The 20,145-nt window shown below is 43.7% G+C and carries 11 protein-coding genes, 2 tRNA genes and 2 rRNA genes (1 of these 15 only partly in view); 7 read left to right on the top strand and 8 right to left on the bottom strand.

Annotation, left to right across the window (positions count from 1 at the left end):
* Positions 1-255 precede the first annotated feature (255 nt).
* Positions 256-1,806, bottom strand: coding sequence for a phenylacetate--CoA ligase family protein (locus IQ276_RS33640; RefSeq protein ID WP_193913276.1), 1,551 nt, complete (start codon positions 1,804-1,806; stop codon positions 256-258).
* Between the two features lie 457 nt (positions 1,807-2,263).
* On the opposite strand from IQ276_RS33640, the gene IQ276_RS33635 reads away from it, so the two are divergent.
* From IQ276_RS33635 to trxA, 3 genes are all read left to right on the top strand, one after another.
* Entirely contained in the window at positions 2,264-3,961 is a 1,698-nt protein-coding gene (locus tag IQ276_RS33635; RefSeq protein WP_235116193.1) for a serine/threonine-protein kinase, read from the top strand.
* Between the two features lie 109 nt (positions 3,962-4,070).
* On the top strand, positions 4,071-6,248 hold the full coding sequence (locus tag IQ276_RS33630; RefSeq protein ID WP_235116192.1) for a serine/threonine-protein kinase: 2,178 nt from the start codon (positions 4,071-4,073) through the stop codon (positions 6,246-6,248).
* A gap of 405 nt (positions 6,249-6,653) precedes the next feature.
* Positions 6,654-6,992, top strand: a complete 339-nt coding sequence (gene trxA / locus IQ276_RS33625; protein ID WP_073643347.1) for a thioredoxin — start codon at positions 6,654-6,656, stop codon at positions 6,990-6,992.
* Between the two features lie 101 nt (positions 6,993-7,093).
* Here the strand turns inward: trxA and IQ276_RS33620 are convergent, their stop codons facing one another.
* The 7 genes from IQ276_RS33620 to nadC all read right to left on the bottom strand — a co-directional run bounded on the left by IQ276_RS33620 (position 7,094) and on the right by nadC (position 16,753).
* A complete protein-coding gene (locus IQ276_RS33620; RefSeq protein ID WP_193920920.1) occupies positions 7,094-7,627 on the bottom strand; it encodes a dihydrofolate reductase family protein in 534 nt (177 codons plus the stop codon).
* Complete coding sequence (locus tag IQ276_RS33615; RefSeq protein WP_193920922.1) at positions 7,624-9,447, bottom strand: ABC transporter ATP-binding protein; 1,824 nt, start codon at positions 9,445-9,447, stop codon at positions 7,624-7,626. Before IQ276_RS33615 ends, IQ276_RS33620 begins: the two co-directional genes overlap by 4 nt.
* Positions 9,444-11,222, bottom strand: a complete 1,779-nt coding sequence (locus tag IQ276_RS33610; protein ID WP_235116191.1) for an ABC transporter ATP-binding protein — start codon at positions 11,220-11,222, stop codon at positions 9,444-9,446. Before IQ276_RS33610 ends, IQ276_RS33615 begins: the two co-directional genes overlap by 4 nt.
* Positions 11,223-11,658: 436 nt before the next feature.
* Positions 11,659-13,053 carry a hypothetical protein gene (locus IQ276_RS33605; protein ID WP_235116190.1) on the bottom strand — a complete coding sequence of 465 codons (1,395 nt, stop codon included), beginning with the start codon at positions 13,051-13,053 and terminating at the stop codon, positions 11,659-11,661.
* Positions 13,053-13,466: a hypothetical protein gene (locus IQ276_RS33600; RefSeq protein ID WP_193923239.1), complete on the bottom strand. Its 414-nt coding sequence runs from the start codon at positions 13,464-13,466 to the stop codon at positions 13,053-13,055. The genes IQ276_RS33605 and IQ276_RS33600 overlap by 1 nt, the downstream gene beginning before the upstream one ends.
* Positions 13,463-15,688, bottom strand: coding sequence for a CHAT domain-containing protein (locus IQ276_RS33595; RefSeq protein ID WP_193923226.1), 2,226 nt, complete (start codon positions 15,686-15,688; stop codon positions 13,463-13,465). Before IQ276_RS33595 ends, IQ276_RS33600 begins: the two co-directional genes overlap by 4 nt.
* 201 nt (positions 15,689-15,889) lie before the next feature.
* Positions 15,890-16,753: a carboxylating nicotinate-nucleotide diphosphorylase gene (gene nadC, locus IQ276_RS33590; RefSeq protein WP_193923220.1), complete on the bottom strand. Its 864-nt coding sequence runs from the start codon at positions 16,751-16,753 to the stop codon at positions 15,890-15,892.
* Positions 16,754-17,063: 310 nt separating this feature from the next.
* Here nadC and IQ276_RS33585 point away from each other — a divergent pair.
* The 4 genes from IQ276_RS33585 to IQ276_RS33570 form a co-directional block, all read left to right on the top strand.
* Positions 17,064-18,552, top strand: a 16S ribosomal RNA gene (locus IQ276_RS33585).
* A 123-nt stretch (positions 18,553-18,675) separates the two neighbouring features.
* Positions 18,676-18,749, top strand: a tRNA-Ile gene (locus tag IQ276_RS33580).
* A gap of 81 nt (positions 18,750-18,830) precedes the next feature.
* Positions 18,831-18,903: transfer RNA gene (locus tag IQ276_RS33575), tRNA-Ala, on the top strand.
* A gap of 252 nt (positions 18,904-19,155) precedes the next feature.
* A 23S ribosomal RNA gene (locus tag IQ276_RS33570) occupies positions 19,156-20,145 on the top strand (it continues 1,843 nt past the right edge of the window).
* The 16S and 23S rRNA genes sit together here with 2 tRNA genes alongside, the layout of an rRNA operon.

Here is a 20,145-nt window from a genome sequence, read left to right as displayed (position 1 = left end):
TTGTACAACTTACGCATTGACAGAAAACTAGCTATCGCTCTTCCATCACTCTAAGCAGAGCGTCTCGTAAATCTATCGCGTCTGATCTTTCCGCAATCCAGAGAATGCGATCGCCCCTAATAAAACAGATATCGTAAACAAAATGAAAATGCGTAGGCGTAGCCCGCCGCAGGCATCGTTTTTTTAATCCCCCCCTTGTAGAGACGCGATTCATCGCGTCTTCTTCTTGTATGTGATTCATCGCGCCTAGTACTACTATTTACGCGTATAACGATGCTTCACCCCAATAGGAAAATATTCAACATCCCCCATTGGCGCTAATGCAACCTGTGGTGTTTGATATTCAGCGGGAACATAATTAGCAAACTCACTATTGAGACGTAGCAGTTGTGAAAGAATAGAAGATGCGATCGCTTCTCTTCGATCTTCACTACCTTCTACCCCTGGTGCTAACTCCACAACCACAGATAAAAATCGGTTTTTGTCTGCATCTTCTTTCACCTGCAACACAAACTTACCCGTCACCCATTCTTGAATCACTGGTTGTTCTAATCCCACCGTCACATTTTCTGGATAAATATTCGCGCCAAAGTAGGAAACTGTAAAATTAGAACGTCCGAAGACATAAACAAAAGGTAGCTGATGAATACCTCTAGGTAACTTCTGAGTGCTTAATTCTGAATTCTGAATTCTGAATTCTGAATTCTGATTCTGTAACTCTGCAACAGGATGAAATCCCCATTTGGCTAAAAATTCCAGCATGGCATCATAACTAATGATGCCGCCAGTATCCAAGATGTCATAACGCACCAATGGAACACCGTTATCTCCAGAAAATAGCAATGCGCCATCTTGAACTTCAAAAAAGCGGCTGCAAGGATCGTACTGCACTAACGTCGGTAAACGCGATTCCCCAAACAAAGCTTTAGCTGCGTCGGGATTCTCTGCCAAAAAACGACGAATACAAATACTTAACGGCGTTTCATTGCCCAAAACTCCCGCATCCGCAGTGCCGTAAAGGGATGCAAAATCATAGCAGGGATTTTCTGAACCAACTCGTTTACCAACCAAACTGCGCCATTCTTCGCTGAATACTTCTCCCGCCATGACAAATTTAATCTGATATTGCTGCCACTCCACACCACGAGCAATTCCAGTATCAATGACATCTTTCAAAAATGGCGGATATCCCAAAAGTACCACTTGCTCAAAAGTCGAACCCAACTCTTGCACAACTCGCAATATTTCTTTTTTGTTGTTACCGGGAGTGATTACAGTCAGGGGATAACCTTTACTCGCAAGATAGCGACAGCAATTAGTGGTGAACATTCCACCTACCCAAGTACCCAAGGTGAAACAAATCACAGCTAGAGTACGTCTAGTGTCTGTATAAAAACTATCGTGAAAAATCTGTTCAAAACGTGTGGCGATTTGGAGTTCATCTGTGAAAAAACGAGGCCAAAATGTGGGTTTACCACTGGAACCAGAGGAAGCGGCTATCATATCGCACCCTTGGAGTTGTCCGTTGCGGCACAAGTCAGCTAAGGGATAATGCAGTATATAATTTTCTTTAGCGATCGCTGGAAGTTTTTGAAAGTCCTCCAAGCTTTGAATACTCCCAGGATTAATTTCTCTTTCTGCTAAAAAAGCCTTGTAGGCGGGTACGTTAGCCGCCACATCGTGAAATAAAGTCAAAGCTACTGAACTTTCAGTGTTGAGATGTCGTTGCAGTTGAGTTTCTAGAGGAGTAGAAAGAAAATCTTCAAATGCTTTAATTGCTCGCTGGCTTTGTGATTTACAGTTCATGATGCTTAATTTTGAAGTCAAATAATTTTGGATTTTAAATTTTGGATTTTGGATTGAACCCCAACCACAAGGGTAAGGGGCATTATGATTTTAAATTTTGGACTTCGACTTCACTCAGTTGAACGATTGTGGATTTGTTCCGCCCAGTAGGGACAGGGAGTAGACCGAAATAATGTAAAATCTAAAATCGGCAAGGTCAAACTAACACCGTTACTTGCAAATAAAAAGCTAAAAGGCAAAAGCCAAAAAAAATATTGAACTTATCCTTATCTTTACTTTTTACTTGGTTATTTTGATTTTTTAAGCTAGTAAATAAGTATACAAAAGCATTAGTCTCTATTTAATCAATATTCCTTAGGATAGCAACACCTTACACCGAACGTTTGGTAAGATATCCGAAAACAAGTATACGCTCGTTGTAGTCATTAAATAAAACCTTAATTCATCCTTGGGCACCATGCAGGTCTATTGCAGCAAACAACACACGAATGATAATGGCAACCGTTTTTGTACCCTTTGCGGTGAACCATTACCTCTTGCTGTGGGGCAGGTTATAGATAATCGCTATAAAATCATACGTCAACTAGGCCAGGGTGGCTTTGGACGCACTTATTTGGCCCAGGATAAAAATAAATCCCATCAAACCTGTGTGCTGAAGGAATTTGCACCCCAAGTACAAGAAAAACAAGATTTACAAAAAGCTAAAGAATTATTTGAACGAGAAGCCAATGTCCTGAAAAAACTCCAGCATTCTCAAATTCCCCGTTTTCACAGTTCGCTGCAAGTCAACATAGGTACTAAAGATTTTTTCTTTTTAGTCCAAGATTATGTAGATGGTAACAATTTTGACCAGTTATTAGAACAGCGTCGCAGTCAAGGAAAAGCTTTTAGTGAAGAGGAAGTAATTACCCTACTGCAACAGATTTTACCAGTTTTATCTTACATCCACTCACAAGATGTAGTTCACCGTGATATCTCTCCCGATAATTTAATTTGGCGGCGTTCTGATAACCTCCCAGTGTTGATTGATTTTGGTGGCGTCAAGCAATTGCCAGCTTCTCAAGGTTTTTGGCGCACTCAGTTGGTTGGGAATAACACTTTGCTTGGTAAAAAAGGTTATGCTCCAGAAGAACAGCTACGGCAAGGAAAGGCATTTTTCAGTAGTGATTTATACTCTTTAGCGGTAACCGCATTGGTGTTACTGACGGGGCAAGAACCGCAAAAATTATACGACAGCTATCAGGGAATTTGGTACTGGGGCAAGCAAATCCAAGTGAGTCCCAAACTGGAGTCTGTGTTAAAAAAGATGCTGGCTTATAAACCGAGCGATCGCTATCAACGAGCCGAGCAAGTCCTCAAAGATTTACCATCGCCAAATGCTACCAAACCACCAGCTAATTATATTACCAAGATTAAGACGATGGTAGTTGCTCCTGGAAGACAAGGCGCCAGTGCTATTGTTAGTAGATTCCAGAATAGAACCCAAGCAATTACTAAACCGGCATCTTTCCCCGTTTGGATTCGTCCTTTTGTCATGAGTCTGGGCGGCACCGCTTTAGTTGTCTTAACTGGTGCAGGTGCTTGGGCGGTGGTAAACGCAGTGATTCGTGGCGTATCTTCAATCACCATTCCATCAATTTCATTACCGCAAATTCCCCAATTACCCAATCCTAGCGGGAAACCAGTCAGCGATCGAAATACAAGTGGCAAGCTTGAGCAACTTATCAGTCGCCGCCAACAGCTAGAAATTTCCGAAGGATTTTTTACACGCTTCGTAGACGATTCATTTTATACAAAAAATTCCCAATTAAAGGGACGTACCCTCACATCTAAACCTGAAGATGCTCGTTTTCGGGATGAATGGTACAGTATCGGAGACGAATTTTTAAATAAAATAGAACAAGCTAACCTCGGTACAGCAGCGCGTCGGAAGCTGGGGAATTACACCACACAAGATTACGAAAGATGGAGACGACAAGCGCGATCGGGTGAATTCGGAGACTATACAATTAGTCAGTTGAACAAAGAAACAAATGAAAAATTTGATCGGTTGTTTCCTGGTCAGCAGCGTGGGAAACTGAATCAACAAACTTTCGGTCAAATTTGGTATGCGATCGCAGCCGATCAAATTAGTAAAGTACAATCTGGCAAGTAGCGGGAGATGAGGGAGATGAGGGAGATGAGGGAGCAGGGGAGGCAGGGGGAGCAGGGGAGGCAGGGGGAGAAAGAATAACCAAAGCCCTATGCCCTATGCCCTATGCCCTATGACTAAATTATATTGTTCTAAAGGACATGAAAATTCCCCAAGTAGTCGCTTTTGTCTCCAGTGTGGTGAGAAGTTATTGGATACGCCCATGAGTTATGGTATACAAGCAGGATTAACTTTAGGCGATCGCTATGTGATTGTCCGTCAAATCGGTCAAGGTGGCTTTGGACGCACTTATTTAGCTGAAGATGTTAACCGTTTCCGCGAACTTTGTGTTTTAAAGGAATTTTCCCCCCAAGTCCAAACCGCTTACGTTGTGGAAAAAGCTGAAGAACTTTTTGAAAGAGAAGCGAGTGTTCTCTATAAATTGCAACATCCCCAAATTCCCCGTTTCCGCGAACTGCTTCGCACTAACTTACAGGGTAGAGAATATCTGTTTTTAGTGCAAGATTATGTAGAAGGGGAAACTTACAACTCTTTATTAAATGCCAAAACAAAGCAAGGTTCGCGCTTTACAGAAGCCGAAGTGCGCCAATTATTGCAGCAAATTTTGCCAGTGTTGGAGTACATCCACTCACTAGGTGTAATTCATCGAGATATTTCTCCAGATAATTTAATCCTTCGCACCGTTGACCAACTACCAGTATTAATTGATTTTGGCGGTGTCAAACAGGTAGTAGCAACTGTAGCTTCCCAATATTATCAACCTGGTGGAATGGCATCTTCCCCATCACCAACCCTATTAGGTAAAGTAGGATTTGCTCCCCCAGAACAGATGCAAACTGGGTTAGTGTCTCCCCACAGTGACTTGTATGCCTTGGCAGCAACAGTGTTGGTTTTACTGACAGGTAAGCTACCCCAAGAATTAATTGATACTTATAATTTAACCTGGCAATGGCGACGAGAAGTTAGCCTGAGTCCCCTTTTAGGACAAGTAATAGATAAAATGCTATCTGCCAGACCAAGCGATCGCTATCAATCAGCCCGTCAAATACTCCAAGCCCTCAACCCGCCTCCACCAAGCTATCCCCCCACTCAATACCCCACTCCCGCCCCACCACAACCCACATCCGCCACCGTCGCTGTCTCCCCTCCACCCCCCTCATCTCCCTCATCCCCCTCATCTCCTTCCCAATGGACACCAACAAAAACATTCCTCGCAGCACTGATAGCAGTTGGTACAGCCGGATTAATTTTTTGGGGAGTCAGTAGCAACCGCGATCGAGGAGGAGTTGAACCTAGCCCTACACCCAGCCCAATCCCAACCAGTAACCAGCCAGTCGATCCCTTAGCGCAATACTCACCAGCCGAACGCCAGCGTAAACAAAGATTAAGCGATCGCCGTCAACAGTTGGGTATTGATGAGAGGTTCTACATTAACTTGGTGAATCAAGTTTTTTGGGACAAAAATCCCAGTTTACGAGGACGGACTCTCAGCAATGGTTCTGAAGATGAGAGTTTGCGGGCAGAATGGGATAAAACAGCTTCAGAATTGCTAGAAAAGCTTGCACCACTGAGTTCCAATTCCCGCCGACAACTGGGAACTTATACAACTGCTGAACGCGATCGCTGGAAAGTCGAAGTCAACCGCATTAACGTTGGTAGTCGTTCTTTGTACGATTTGGGTGATGCAGCATTTTTAAGTGTATTCCCTGAGCAAAGAGGTAAAAACTTTGCAGATCAGCCCATTGGACAAGTTTGGTACGGGTTTGTGAGTGATAAACTCAGTGCTATCTTGGCTGGTAGTGCTTTCCAGAAACTTGTCTTCGATGTGGGTGCTACCAGCAAAACAGTCAGCGGAACTCTTCAACCTGCTGCTGGTAAAGTTTTTATTGCTGAACTTGCTAAAGACCAATCTATGGAATTGAAGCTACAAGCAAATTCCCAAGTTTTATTATCAGTCTACTCACCCTCAGGAAAAATCAAACTTTTAGAAGATTCTACCCGGCGTACTTTATCAAGTAAATTACCAGAAAAGGGTTTTTATGAGTTTGTCATTGTTTCCACAGCATCAAAACCGATAGATTATCAACTCACCATTACAGCCCAAACTCCCATCCCACCTGCATCTCCAACACCAACGCCTACGGAAACACCAACCCCCACACCAACTCCTACAGAAACTCCTACAGAAACTCCCACACCAACTCCCACACCAACTCCCACAGAAACCCCCACACCTGAACCTACACCGACGCCTAGTCCTGAGGTGACGCCCCAGAGTAATAAAAATTAAAAACATCAGCGTTGCTGAGTAGAGGAAGAAAGCCTCATCGCCACTCAATGATGAAAAACTTGCTACTAATTGTACAGCCATGATTGTGTTGCTCGTTCGCGTAGCCGTCCCATCCCTTCTACCCAAAACCCTCATGTAGAGACGCGATTTATCGCGTCTTCAAAGACCTGGTTTTTCCACATGATGTGATAGTTCGGAAATTCTTATTATTAAAATCTCTCCGCGTAAGAGCGTCCCCGTGTCCCCGCGTCAGTCCTAATAATCAGTCTTCAACCAAACATCATATGACGCTCCTGCGGTGATTTCCCAATTTAGGAAATTAGTCAGCCTGATAGACATAACAAAGTATAGTTTGTATAGTCAGCTTTGTAATCAAATTTTAGTTTTAGATTGGAGACTTAAAACATGTCTACTGATACTCACATAGTTGCTTACGTTGAAGAAAGCGAATTTGATGTTGTTTTAAATGGAAGTGAAGAGCAAGTTGTTGTTGTTGACTTTACTGCTACTTGGTGTGGTCCCTGTCGCCTGATTAGTCCGTTAATGGATCAACTCGCCGAAGAATACAAAGGTCGTGCGAAAGTTGTTAAGGTAGATGTTGACAACAACAAGCCAATCTTCAAAAAATTTGGTCTTCGCAGCATTCCAGCAGTTTTAATTTTCAAAGATGGTGTTTTAGCAGAAACTATCGTCGGAGTTTCTCCTTACGAGCAGTTCACCAACGCTATTGACAAGCTTCTTTAGTTAATTTGTAATTCGTAATTCGTAATTCGTAATTAAAAAGGGTTTGATTGCTCTGATAGCACTCAAATTACTCTAAATTATGAATTATGAATTATACATTTTTAAATGTTCTGTTTTCGTCTGTAATGTGCTTGAAGTAATCCACTTGGATATTGTTTTGAGTGAATAAGCTCCAACTTTTCTTCGGGGCTAGGTGGTGGAAAAAGGCGTATACCATCACCTAAAATAATTGGAATAGTTGAAATAATATATTCGTCAATCAAGCTGTGCCCAAGAAACGAATTAATTAACGCTCCACCACCAACTAACCAGATATTTTTAAAGCCTTGCGCTTCTATACTTGCTAATGCGTGGTTCACTGTGTCGGAAACAAATACAACGTCCTCACGGTCAGATTTGAGGTGTCGTTGGGTGAAAACGAAACATTTCTTTTTCGGATAAGGCCACTCGCCGAAACTAAGGCCTAGCTCATATGTCTTGCTACCCAAAACAATAGCATCAATCGATTCGTAGAAAGCAGCATAACCGTAATCTTCTCCTTGAGCCTCAACAATAGATAACCAATCAATTCCTCCATCGCTACGAGCAATGTAGCCATCCAAACTAGTTGCAATATAGAGTATAACTTTTGTCATTTGTCTCCCTCATCTCCCTCATCTCCCCCACTCCCTTTTACCATGTCTGCTGCACCCAATTGCAGGGCATAGAGGTTCGCATAAACACCCTGTTGATCGATGAGTTCTGCGTGAGTTCCCTGCTCTACAATTTGTCCTTGTTGAATCACTAACACTTTATCTGCCTGAGTAACTGTACTGAGGCGGTGGGCAATTACGAAACTAGTACGACCTTGCAGCAAGCGGGCGATCGCAGTTTGTACTAGCGCTTCTGTGCGGGTATCGATGCTGCTAGTCGCTTCATCAAGTATGAGAATTCGGGGATTAATTAACACCGCACGAGCAATACTGATGAGTTGCCGTTGTCCCTGACTCAGGGGAGCGCCTTTTTCACCCAATCGAGTTGTATAGCCCTGTGGTAGTGAGGTAATAAATTCATGGACATTCGCCGCGTGTGCAGCTCCTTCGATATCAGCTTGGCTAGCATAGGGACAGCCAAAGGCGATGTTTTCTGCAACGGTGCCACTAAATAAAATATTGTCTTGCAGGACGATACCAATCTGACGCCGTAGACTTGCTTGAGTAATACTACGCACATCAATGTCATCAATTTTAACTGCACCACTGGATACATCGTAGAAGCGCAAAATCAAGTTAATGATCGTAGTTTTTCCCGAACCCGTTCCCCCTACTAAGGCAACCATCTGCCCTGGATAAGCATGTAAATTTACCCCTTTGAGAACCAGTTGGTCAGGATTGTAGCCAAATTTAACATTCTCAAATCTTACTTCACCTTGAATGGGTGGCATTTCAGTAGCATCAGGGGCATCTTTAAGTTGCGATGGTTCATCCAGCAACAGAAAAATTCGCTCTAGTCCAGCGAATGCAGATTGAGCTTGGGTGTAAAACTGGCTGAGAATTTGGATGGGGCGGAAGAACTGCTGTACATAAAGTAAAAAGGATGTCACCACACCTACCGTTGCACGTCCCGTCACCGCCAGATAACCACCATAAGCCAACACAGCTGCGGTTGCTAGTGTGTTGAGAAAATCGATGGACGGTAAAAAGGCCGAAGTAATTGCCACAGCCTCGACGTTAGCATCACGATTAGCGGCGTTGAGAATCTCGAATTCTGCAATGTTGGACTGTACGCGATTAAATGCCTGTGCTTCCCGCACACTACCAATATCTTCTTCCAACTTGGCGGAAAGCTCCCCAATGGTTTGTCGCGTGACGCGAAATCTGGATCTTGCCCAACGTGCAAACAAGCTTGTAGTAAAAATCATCAGTGGCACTACTAGATTGCTCAACAAGCCAAGTTGCAGATTAATTGAGAGCATGGCAATCACAATGCCGATTAAACTGAAAGTGTTACCCAGCATTTGGGCGATCGTCAGCCCAAATGCTTGATTCACGGTATTGACATCATTCAACAAGCGGCTCATTAAATCGCCTGCTTCGCTACGGTCAAAAAAGCTCAGAGGTAAACTTTGGATTTTAATGAAAATGTCTTGCCTGAGTTGAGCCAACAATCGCTGCATAATCCAGCCGACTCGAATAATTTGACCCCGGATTGCCAAGACACCTACTCCGTAATTCAGCGCAAGTAGCCCTAATAACAGCAGTAGTCCCTGCAAATTTCCTTTTGCAATCAGGTTATCAATCGACCAGCCAAGAAAGAATGGCCCAATTGCTTGGGTAATAGCACCAATCAATACCAATGTGACGGCGATGGGAATTTCTTTGCCATAGGGTCTTAGGTATTGCAAAAAGCGCCCTAGAGTGGAGACTTGCTTACTAGCTTGTTCTTCAGATACAACAACCGCAGCTGTACTTCTCATTTGTTCTCCTTCTGCTTTACCTGAGATTCCAAAATTACGCCGTAAAGTGGGCTGGTTTGCATCAATTCTTCGTGAGTGCCTTGTGCTACCAATCGTCCTTTGTCCATGAGAAAAATGCGATCGGCATTTTTGACGGTGCTAATGCGTTGAGCCACTACAAAGGTTGTACAAGCTTTTTGGCGCATGAAACCATCTAACTCGGCTTGAATTTGGGCAGCAGTTTTGGCATCCACAGCAGAGGTACTATCGTCCAAAATCAAAATACTGTAATCAGTGAGTAAGGTCCGAGCGATCGCAATTCTTTGTTTCTGCCCACCAGACAAGCCCACACCACGTTCACCCACAATCGTTTCGTAGCCATCGGGCAGACTGATGATGAAGTCATGCATTTGTGCGGTTTTTGCCACCTCAATCACTTCTTCTAAGGTTGCATTGGGTTTTGCATAGCTAATATTTTCCCGGATTGTGCCAGAGAAGAGTGTAGTTTCCTGAAACACGATACCGATACGAGATCTGAGGCTTTTGAGCGTAAAATCTCGCACATCCCGTCCGTCAATGCGAATTGCTCCCCTTGTGACATCATAAAAACGGGGAATCAAATTCATAATTGTGCTTTTTCCGGAACCAGTCATGCCTAGAACGGCGATTAGCTCATTGGGCTTGGTTTCAAAGGAAACTTCTTTGAGAGTTTCGGCGCTTGCTCCCGGATACCGAAAGGAAACATTTTCAAAGGTAATTCTACCACTACAGGTGTCAAAGGGGATGGCATCAGGGCGATCCCTAATTTCTATCTCTGCGTCCACAACTTCGTAAACGCGTTCCGCAGAAGCAGCTGATTGAGCGATCGCAGGTGCAGCAAATCCAATCAACAAAATTGGTTGGAGAATCAACGCTAGGTAGGAGTTAAACGCCACCAGTTCACCAACGGTGAACCTCTTCCCAACTACCTCGGCTCCTCCATATCCGAAAACTGCCAGTGTTACCAAATTACTTAATAAAAAGATAAACGGGAAAGTATTACGGATGGCGCTAATGGTCATCATATTTGCTCTGACAAGGCCATCATTCAGAGTAGTGTAACGCGACCTTTCGGCAGACTCCCGTACAAACGCTTTCACCACGCGTATTCCAATTAAATTCTCTTGTAATACAGCGTTGAGGTCGCTGAGTTGTTCTTGTACTTGCCGAAAAAGTTTGTTATTCCGAGTGACGAATCGCGCCATTAACCATGCGGTTATGGGTACTACTGTCAGAGTAATCAGTGCCAATTTCCAGTTCATTATCAGCAAAAGCACTGCAATACTCACCAAGGTCACAACCCCACCAATGACCTGAATCAGGCTAGTCCCAACAAATGTACGGATTTGGTCAACGTCACTGGTAACACGAGTTAACAGTTGGGAAGTCTGCGCCTGGTCATGATAGCTGAAACTGAGATTTTGAACTTTGCTGAAAATTTTGTTTCGCAGATCGTAAGCCACACCTTGAGAGGCGGCTTCTGCCAAATAGCTTTGTCCAAAGTTAAATAAACCACGAGCGATCGCCGCAACTACCATCCAGCCTGCGCTAATCAGCACAATTTCTAAGTTTTTTTTGGTAATCCCTTCATCGATTCCCCACCGAAATAGTTGCGGGGTAACCGCGTTGGCGATCGTCAACAGCAATAAGCTTACCAAGGCTCCCAGCGAAGTCCATCGGTAAGTACTCAAACTACCCAGCACGCGCTGGATTGGTTGCATTGACGAAGTTTCCCGGAGTTCTGGTTGTTGAACCAATGGAATTCACCCTGTGTTTTGGGAAAATTATCTCTTACTTTTATTGTAAAAAACTATTTGTGCTGATTAAGCGTAGGGAGTGTGGGTTAGAGAAGAACTTTTGTATTTATCGTGGAAATTCTATGTTTTGGGACAGCGCTATGGGAATATAGCTTTCTGGCAAACTTTCTGTCCAATCAATTTAAATACCTAAAAAAAGCAAAGAAGAAGAATAATGGCTCAAAATTTTCATAGCGATTCACAAGTTTCATCGGATATCCCAGCTAGTATCAGTCGCACAGCAAAGCCGAATTCTGAGTTCTACTCTCTTTTTTCACAGAAGAAGTTTTAGGGATAATTCATGTATTAGAAGTCCAGCTAGGAATATATCTCAAGTATTCTTAGAAAGGTAGGGTGGCATTGTTAATTTTAACGAATCGCCAATGAAGGCAGGGATTTAGCTATGAATGCGAGTCATGAGGCGGTACAAACGCAAGATACTCCAAAGAATAACGCTTGCAACTACACCAGTTCCCACACTCCACACAAACGCTGTAGTTTTGAAAAACGGGGTGTTATCGGGTGGGGGTTCTTGGGCGATAATTATAGAAGATGCGATTTGGCTAGTGGCTAGTCCTACACCTGCTATCGCTACTGTATTGTTGAGATTGCGATCGCGTTGTGCTTGCTCAATCTCTACCATCCCGCGAATAGTATTGAGCAAGGTTTCTAGAATTTCAATTCCAGGTCGTAAACTATCATAATCTTGTCTCACCTGAGCCTGATATTTTTCTTGAATAATACTATTGATATCTTCTAGAAACTTGAGGTCAGTATCACCAAATTTTCCTGAATTTTCATTAATATAATTATTTATATATTTTATATATTCTTTATAATTAAGCCAGTTGACTTCAATAGTCTTACTTAGGATGTCTAAATTATTTAAATCTATTACATACTTGTAATAATTTTCAATATTTTTTTCTAAGATCGCTTTTAAACCCTGTAAATCTGATTTTTTACTAACGAGATTAATTGTCTCTCGAATTGTCTTAAAACCATTTTTTAACAATTTTTGTATCTTACGAGTTTCTGAGTATGCCCAAATAATTTTATTTCTGTAGCAGAATAGATGCATCCAATCTTTATAGAATTTGGTAGCATCTTGCATAGATTGCTGATTAGGATAGAGAAAAACTAAGACATGGTTACCGTCTTCAATATTTACCCAGTTATTTGGCATTTGCCATATTTCAAATACTGATGCATTTAAGAATTTACCTGCTTTTCGATATTGCCATTCCTGAGATATCAATGATTCATAATCTGCATCAGTTAAATTTGGTGATTTTTCTTCAATCATCAAATTTTTGTAAATATTTTTCGCTAGATTTTCAGTATCTGTATTATGACTTGGTGCTATACCTGAAATGATCCATGTTTTTCCCAAATCAGCTTTTATTGAATGTGCCTGCTGCTTCAGATATCTCAAGCAACTTAGCTTTTGTGGATTATCTTTTTCATCTACTGAGCAATCAAATAATAATCCATAGGTGTCTTTCAATCGAACAGGATAATAATATCCTTGGAGTTTATAATTGTTTATTTCCTTAGTGGGAAAATCATGAAATGTGCTTATTTGTCCAGCAATTTTCAATAACTCTATATATTCTGGATTCTGTAACGCTGATTCTTTATCAAAAGCAGGGATAAGAATATCTTGGATATTTTTGGGCATGAGCGCTAAGAATTGATTGCGGCGTTTCTTGATATCATCCTGATTATCTCCCAGCCCTTCTCCCAAATTGTAGGCAAATAAATCAAGAGTTGGATATATTAAATCGCTCATTATTGTGATTTCTGCCCTTTTGTCGTTGTGTTAGCTTGTCCTTGGGTTTCTTGAGGCAATTCGTTATAAGTCAGCATGGGAGCAACAACATTATCTAATATATTTGGGGTTGTTGTTGGTGGTGTATCTTTCTCCTGAGGTGGAAAACCTTTATTTCGTTGTTTAGCTTGGTATTCGTCGAATAAATTTTGGCGGATGACCCGATATTTTTTATAAAGAGTTTCATTGTCTCGTACTAACTGGATCAGATTTTCTACTTCTTTTGTTTGAGGATTTGCTAAAACTTGAGCTAGATGGCTGTTGATCTGTTGTTGTAGAGAATCAGGTAAAACTAAGTCTAATTCTTTTAGTGCCTCTTTAAGAGCTTCTAAAACTATTGCATCGCTCGTACTGTTGGTTTGTTGAATTGTCATCGGTTCACATTACCAGTAATTGTAAAAGCTGCCCAGTAGTACGCATGAGCGTAAGGGCGATTGTTTGAATCCATTGTATCTGCTTTTTTTTGAAAGCTGGCAGCAGCATCTTCCAAGTTTTCACTTTGAATTAAGCTATACTGAGCTATTTGTTGGGCAACTTCCAAACACCATTGAGAAAGAGTGCCATAAGTAGCATCGCGTAGCCACAATTGTGCTTGTTTAAGTGCAACAGCTGGAGAGAATTCCTGGAGCAGTTGGTAAAAGCGAATCATCAGTAATGCTGCGGAGATTTCATCGACTCGCCAGAGGGTGCTGATTAGACAAGAAGCACCAGCTGATATGAAGCCAGCGGACAAACCCACAAATTCATCAATTAAGCCTTGTTTGCCTGTCTTGCCAGTTTCACAAGCGGAGAGACAGATGAGGTGATAGCCGCTCAAATCTAATTTGTTCTCAAAGATGTCTTTCAACCTTAGTTGTTCGGTATTTGCCAATAGCAAGGCTGAGTCCGCTGGGTTTTTGATATTGTGGTAAGCGTGACCTGTAAAGTGCAAAATACCAGATGTATTTTGTAATGCTCGGATTAAAGCTTCTAGGGTACAAGCAATACCAGTGAGACGGTGAGCAGGTTGATAAAGCTGAGTAATGGCGGCTGACTCTATCTCGGCATAAAGCAGAGACATATCATCAAACGTTTTTACTTTCTCTTGGCTTTTAGGGGTTTCAGGATGTTCAATACTGAGTAGAGGTAATTCATGAATTGTCTCTACCCCGGATGTTTGCAAATCTATGCCAACCTGAATACTAGGAAGATAGGTAATCGTGATTTCATCTGGAAACAATGCATGGAGAGGCAGCAAATGCAAATTCCGATGGGGAATTAATATCAACTGCTTAATGCCCTCAAGTAATGACAAAATAGCTGGAATATCGAGAATTTCTGCTAATTTTGGTAATGTGTCGTCTATAAGTTTCCCACATTCAGTTTTAAATCCCATCTCTACAGAGAATTTCCAAGTTTTCTCCCACTCTTCAAACTTTTGAAGTTGCCTATCAGCCCCAGCAGAGCTAGAATCAGCTGTGAGAATACGTCCTATGGGTGGCTGATTGCCCTTTAGGATAAACGTAGTGATAGCAGATGGGCTAATGTGCCAGTAAATTGCTGCTCTTTGGGCATTTACCAGAGACATTGGAACACAATCTCCTACTTCTGTTGGCTCAACCCAACGGTTGTCACGTAGCCAACGTAAACAAAGATTCTTTCGTTGTTCCGCTAACTTTAAGGCATCATCCCATTGTCCTGATTGGGCTAGGGAGTCTACCCGATATTGGTTAAATGCAGCAAATTTCCGTGATAAAGAGATTTTCTCAACATTTGATTGTGTTTCTTGTAGCCAACGTCCCAGTAACTCAGAACCTTCTGACTCCAACATCTGGGCTGTATCTTTTTCACCCAAGCCTCGACAGACCTTAATCAAGGCTTGTAAGACTTCGAGATGACGCGAAGGGAACTTCTGGAAAGTTAAGAAATTGAGGGCTTTTTCGTAACTGCTGACTGCACCTCGCCAGTGTGGAAAAGGATCTTCCTGGCGCTGACCGTGCAGATACTGGGCAAGACCTTTAGAGTTGTGCAATTCACCGCAACCTTCTTGATAGTCACGAGCTTTATAACCACAGGTTTTCGGTTTGAGCTGGTGTAACCCATCATCCCAGTTTTTTAAAGCTTCTTGGTAGCTTGGTAAATAGAAAAGTGCCCAACCTCTATTTCTCCAAGCTCGCCAGTACTGATTTTCCAATCGTAGGGCACGATCATAGGAATCGATAGCCTCTCTATACCGACGTAAGCTCTTGAGTGCATTACCTCGATTGTTCCACGCTTGGTGGTACTTATTGTGCGTAATTGTCAGAGCTTTATTATAGTCCAAGACTGCATCTTGATAGTACTCCAAATCATCGAATGTTAAGCCGCGATTGTTCAAGGCTTGGTGAAAATCAGGTTTAATTTCCAGGGCTTTGTTACAGCTAGCAATTGCCTCTTGATGGCGACCCAACATCCTCAACGTGTAACCCTTGTAGTTCCACGCTGTATATTTGTTCGGAACAAGTTCAATAACACGATTAAAGGAAGCTAGCGCTCCTTCGTAATTTCTGTCTTTCCAATATTGCTTTTTCCCTCGTTCAAACCATCCATCAGCATCTTTTGGTTCTCTCTGTGTCATTTAGAAAACTCCCCAACCTAGTAATACCAATATTACGCAGCGAGAAAGTAAACTATCAAACCAAAGGCTTTGTTTCAAGGGCAGACAGATCGATAAGATAGTTTAAAGATTGACGAAAGGCTTTTTAAGAACGCGATCCCACTGGTTTATTGGGCAAAATAATTAGGTGTAAATTAAGTTGGCAGAATGGTATGAGATTAATCATTTAATCCTCATACTCAAATCCAACCACTTCGACTGAGTAATTGGCGCACTCGTAGAAATGTAATCCACACCCGTCTCTGCAATACCTCGAATCGTCTCCAAAGTCACATTCCCCGAAGCCTCAATTTTCACCCGGCTATCCTGCTGACGAATCAATTCCACCGCCTGATGCATCATATCCAAAGGCATATTGTCCAACATAATAATGTCGGCTTGATGCTGCAAAGCTTCCCTCACCTGTTCTAAACTTTCCGTCTCTACTTCTATTGTCAAAGGATAAGGAATCTGAGAACGAACACGTCTAATAGCTTCCTCAATTCCCCCAGCCGCTGCAATGTGATTATCCTTAATCATCACCGCATCATCCAACCCCATGCGGTGATTAGTCGCCCCACCCACAGCAGTCGCATACTTTTCCAACAGTCTTAGCCCTGGTGTAGTTTTGCGCGTATCCACCAACCGAGCAGGTAAATCAACAATTTTCTCTACATATATATTAGTCAGCGTGGCAATTCCACTCAACCGCATAGCCAAATTCAACGCCACCCGTTCCCCCATTAGCAACGCATCCAGCGAACCATGAATTTCAGCGACTACCTGTCCAGGCTCACATCTTGCGCCTTCAGCCGTCACAGCCGTAAAATTCACATTTTCATTCAAAATCTGAAACACCCTAGCTGCAACTGGTAAGCCAGCAATTATTCCTGGAGCTTTCGCTATCCACTTGGCGGTTCCTGCTGTGACATCTTCGACGAGTAGGGTGTTTGTGGTGCGATCGCCCCGCCCAATATCCTCCAACAACCAACCACGTAACAGTGGATCTAAAACTAGCCAGGGCGGCAAAACACCAAAATTCCTCACAGCTTTATTCCTTCCTTAGGGACTCTCAGGAATACTATAGCCTAAAACCCTTGCTATATAAGGCTTATCGCAGGCTGAAAAAAAATGGCAAAAAAAACTTTGAAAAAGTGGTTGACACTCTTAGAGAGGTTCGCTATATTGAATAAGTGCCTGAAGCGAAGCGAAGCAAAGCGACGCGGAAAGGACACCGAACCATGAAAATATTATAGTTTGAAAGCCATTATACAACAAGTGGCCTGCGTCAAGTAAATAAAATAACCAAGCTGAGGTTAAAAAAGAGCAGCTTAATGAGCTAAAAAACAAACAAACCAAAACGGAGAGTTTGATCCTGGCTCAGGATGAACGCTGGCGGTATGCTTAACACATGCAAGTCGAACGGTGTCTTCGGACATAGTGGCGGACGGGTGAGTAACGCGTGAGAATCTAGCTTCAGGTCTAGGACAACCACTGGAAACGGTGGCTAATACTGGATGTGCCGGAAGGTGAAAGGCTTGCTGCCTGAAGATGAGCTCGCGTCTGATTAGCTAGTTGGTGGGGTAAGAGCCTACCAAGGCGACGATCAGTAGCTGGTCTGAGAGGATGATCAGCCACACTGGGACTGAGACACGGCCCAGACTCCTACGGGAGGCAGCAGTGGGGAATTTTCCGCAATGGGCGAAAGCCTGACGGAGCAATACCGCGTGAGGGAGGAAGGCTCTTGGGTTGTAAACCTCTTTTCTCAGGGAAGAACACAATGACGGTACCTGAGGAATCAGCATCGGCTAACTCCGTGCCAGCAGCCGCGGTAATACGGAGGATGCAAGCGTTATCCGGAATGATTGGGCGTAAAGCGTCCGCAGGTGGCTGTGTAAGTCTGCTGTTAAAGAGTCTAGCTCAACTAGATAAAGGCAGTGGAAACTACACGGCTAGAGTGCGTTCGGGGCAGAGGGAATTCCTGGTGTAGCGGTGAAATGCGTAGAGATCAGGAAGAACACCGGTGGCGAAGGCGCTCTGCTAGGCCGCAACTGACACTGAGGGACGAAAGCTAGGGGAGCGAATGGGATTAGATACCCCAGTAGTCCTAGCTGTAAACGATGGATACTAGGCGTGGCTTGTATCGACCCGAGCCGTGCCGTAGCTAACGCGTTAAGTATCCCGCCTGGGGAGTACGCACGCAAGTGTGAAACTCAAAGGAATTGACGGGGGCCCGCACAAGCGGTGGAGTATGTGGTTTAATTCGATGCAACGCGAAGAACCTTACCAAGGCTTGACATGTCGCGAATCTTCTTGAAAGGGAAGAGTGCCTTCGGGAGCGCGAACACAGGTGGTGCATGGCTGTCGTCAGCTCGTGTCGTGAGATGTTGGGTTAAGTCCCGCAACGAGCGCAACCCTCGTTTTTAGTTGCCAGCATTAAGTTGGGCACTCTAGAGAGACTGCCGGTGACAAACCGGAGGAAGGTGGGGATGACGTCAAGTCAGCATGCCCCTTACGCCTTGGGCTACACACGTACTACAATGCTACGGACAGAGGGCAGCAAGCTAGTGATAGCAAGCTAATCCCATAAACCGTGGCTCAGTTCAGATCGAAGGCTGCAACTCGCCTTCGTGAAGGAGGAATCGCTAGTAATTGCAGGTCAGCATACTGCAGTGAATTCGTTCCCGGGCCTTGTACACACCGCCCGTCACACCATGGAAGCTGGCAACGCCCGAAGTCATTACTCCAACTTTTCGGAGAGGAGGATGCCTAAGGCAGTGCTGGTGACTGGGGTGAAGTCGTAACAAGGTAGCCGTACCGGAAGGTGTGGCTGGATCACCTCCTTTTTAGGGAGACCTACACCCCTCAAATATTGAAAGCAAACAGCAAATAAATATTGAGATGGTCAAACCTAGGTCGGTCGCAGACATTTTGTTGTTAGCTTTCAAACTATGATTTGGTTCAATTATGGGCTATTAGCTCAGGTGGTTAGAGCGCACCCCTGATAAGGGTGAGGTCCCTGGTTCGAGTCCAGGATGGCCCACCTGAACAAGTAAAAACTCAAAAGTCGAAATTCAAAAGTAAACACTTTTGGAAGTAGGGTTTTGAATTTTGTCTTGTTGATGGGGGTTTAGCTCAGTTGGTAGAGCGCCTGCTTTGCAAGCAGGATGTCAGCGGTTCGAGTCCGCTAACCTCCACCTTGATAGCGTCAGCTAAAAATAGAGGGATTGAATTCAGCAAAGTGACATATAGCATGATTAGATTATGTAAATGTCAGACTGCTGGGTTGTTATCCAGCCAGAACCTTGAAAACTGCATAGGAATGCGAAAAAAGCAGGCAGACACAGACATTAGTGAGTGCCGAGTCGTGGATGCTGATTAAAATCAGTGTTCTTTAGACGAAGTAGTCAAAAAATATTGTGTTTGCAATTGAAGGCAATTGTTTGAGTGGTCAAGCTAATAAGGGCTGACGGTGGATACCTAGGCACACAGAGGCGAAGAAGGACGTGGTTACCGACGAAATGCTCCGGGGAGTTGGAAGCAAACTTAGAGCCGGAGATATCCGAATGGGGCAACCCTAAATACTACCTGCTGAATATATAGGCAGGAAAGAGCCAACCCAGCGAATTGAAACATCTTAGTAGCTGGAGGAAGAGAAATCAAACAGAGATTCCCTAAGTAGTGGTGAGCGAACGGGGAAGAGCCTAAACCAATTGGTTTACCGATTGGGGTAGTGGGACAGCGATATCGAATCTAGAGGTTAGACGAAGCAGCTAAGTACTGCACCAGAGAAGGTGAAAGTCCTGTAGTCGAAAATTGACTAGATAGTAGCTGAATCCCGAGTAGCATGGGGCACGAGGAATCCCATGTGAATCAGCGAGGACCATCTCGTAAGGCTAAATACTACTGTGTGACCGATAGTGAACCAGTACCGCGAGGGAAAGGTGAAAAGAACCCCAAAAGGGGAGTGAAATAGAACATGAAACCGTCAGCTTACAAGCAGTGGGAGTCCGATTCAACGGATGACCGCGTGCCTGTTGAAGAATGAGCCGGCGACTTATAGGCACTGGTAGGTTAAAACGAGAATGTTGAAGCCACAGGGAAACCGAGTCTGAAAAGGGCGTCAAATCAGTGTTTATAGACCCGAACCCTGGTGATCTAACCATGGCCAGGATGAAGCTTGGGTAACACCAAGTGGAGGTCCGAACCGACCGATGTTGAAAAATCGGCGGATGAGCTGTGGTTAGGGGTGAAATGCCAATCGAACCAGGAGCTAGCTGGTTCTCCCCGAAATGTGTTTAGGCGCAGCGGTAATGATTATACCTGGGGGGTAAAGCACTGTTTCGGTGCGGGCTGGGAGACCGGTACCAAATCGAGACAAACTCAGAATACCCAGAGCACACATTGCCAGTGAGACAGTGGGGGATAAGCTTCATTGT

The sequence above is a fragment of the Desmonostoc muscorum LEGE 12446 genome, from assembly GCF_015207005.2.
Lineage (GTDB): Bacteria > Cyanobacteriota > Cyanobacteriia > Cyanobacteriales > Nostocaceae > Nostoc > Nostoc muscorum.
The sequence above is the reverse complement of the archived record's forward strand: the minus strand, read 5'-3'. Positions and strand labels throughout refer to the sequence as shown.

Coding starts and splice junctions, on each gene's coding strand:
- IQ276_RS33600 (WP_193923239.1), bottom strand. CDS start 13,466: ATGACAATTCAACAAACCAACAGTACGAGCGATGCAATAGTTTTAGAA.
- IQ276_RS33595 (WP_193923226.1), bottom strand. CDS start 15,688: ATGACACAGAGAGAACCAAAAGATGCTGATGGATGGTTTGAACGAGGG.
- IQ276_RS33630 (WP_235116192.1), top strand. CDS start 4,071: ATGACTAAATTATATTGTTCTAAAGGACATGAAAATTCCCCAAGTAGT.
- IQ276_RS33605 (WP_235116190.1), bottom strand. CDS start 13,053: ATGAGCGATTTAATATATCCAACTCTTGATTTATTTGCCTACAATTTG.
- IQ276_RS33635 (WP_235116193.1), top strand. CDS start 2,264: ATGCAGGTCTATTGCAGCAAACAACACACGAATGATAATGGCAACCGT.
- IQ276_RS33615 (WP_193920922.1), bottom strand. CDS start 9,447: ATGAGAAGTACAGCTGCGGTTGTTGTATCTGAAGAACAAGCTAGTAAG.
- trxA (WP_073643347.1), top strand. CDS start 6,654: ATGTCTACTGATACTCACATAGTTGCTTACGTTGAAGAAAGCGAATTT.
- IQ276_RS33620 (WP_193920920.1), bottom strand. CDS start 7,627: ATGACAAAAGTTATACTCTATATTGCAACTAGTTTGGATGGCTACATT.
- IQ276_RS33640 (WP_193913276.1), bottom strand. CDS start 1,806: ATGAACTGTAAATCACAAAGCCAGCGAGCAATTAAAGCATTTGAAGAT.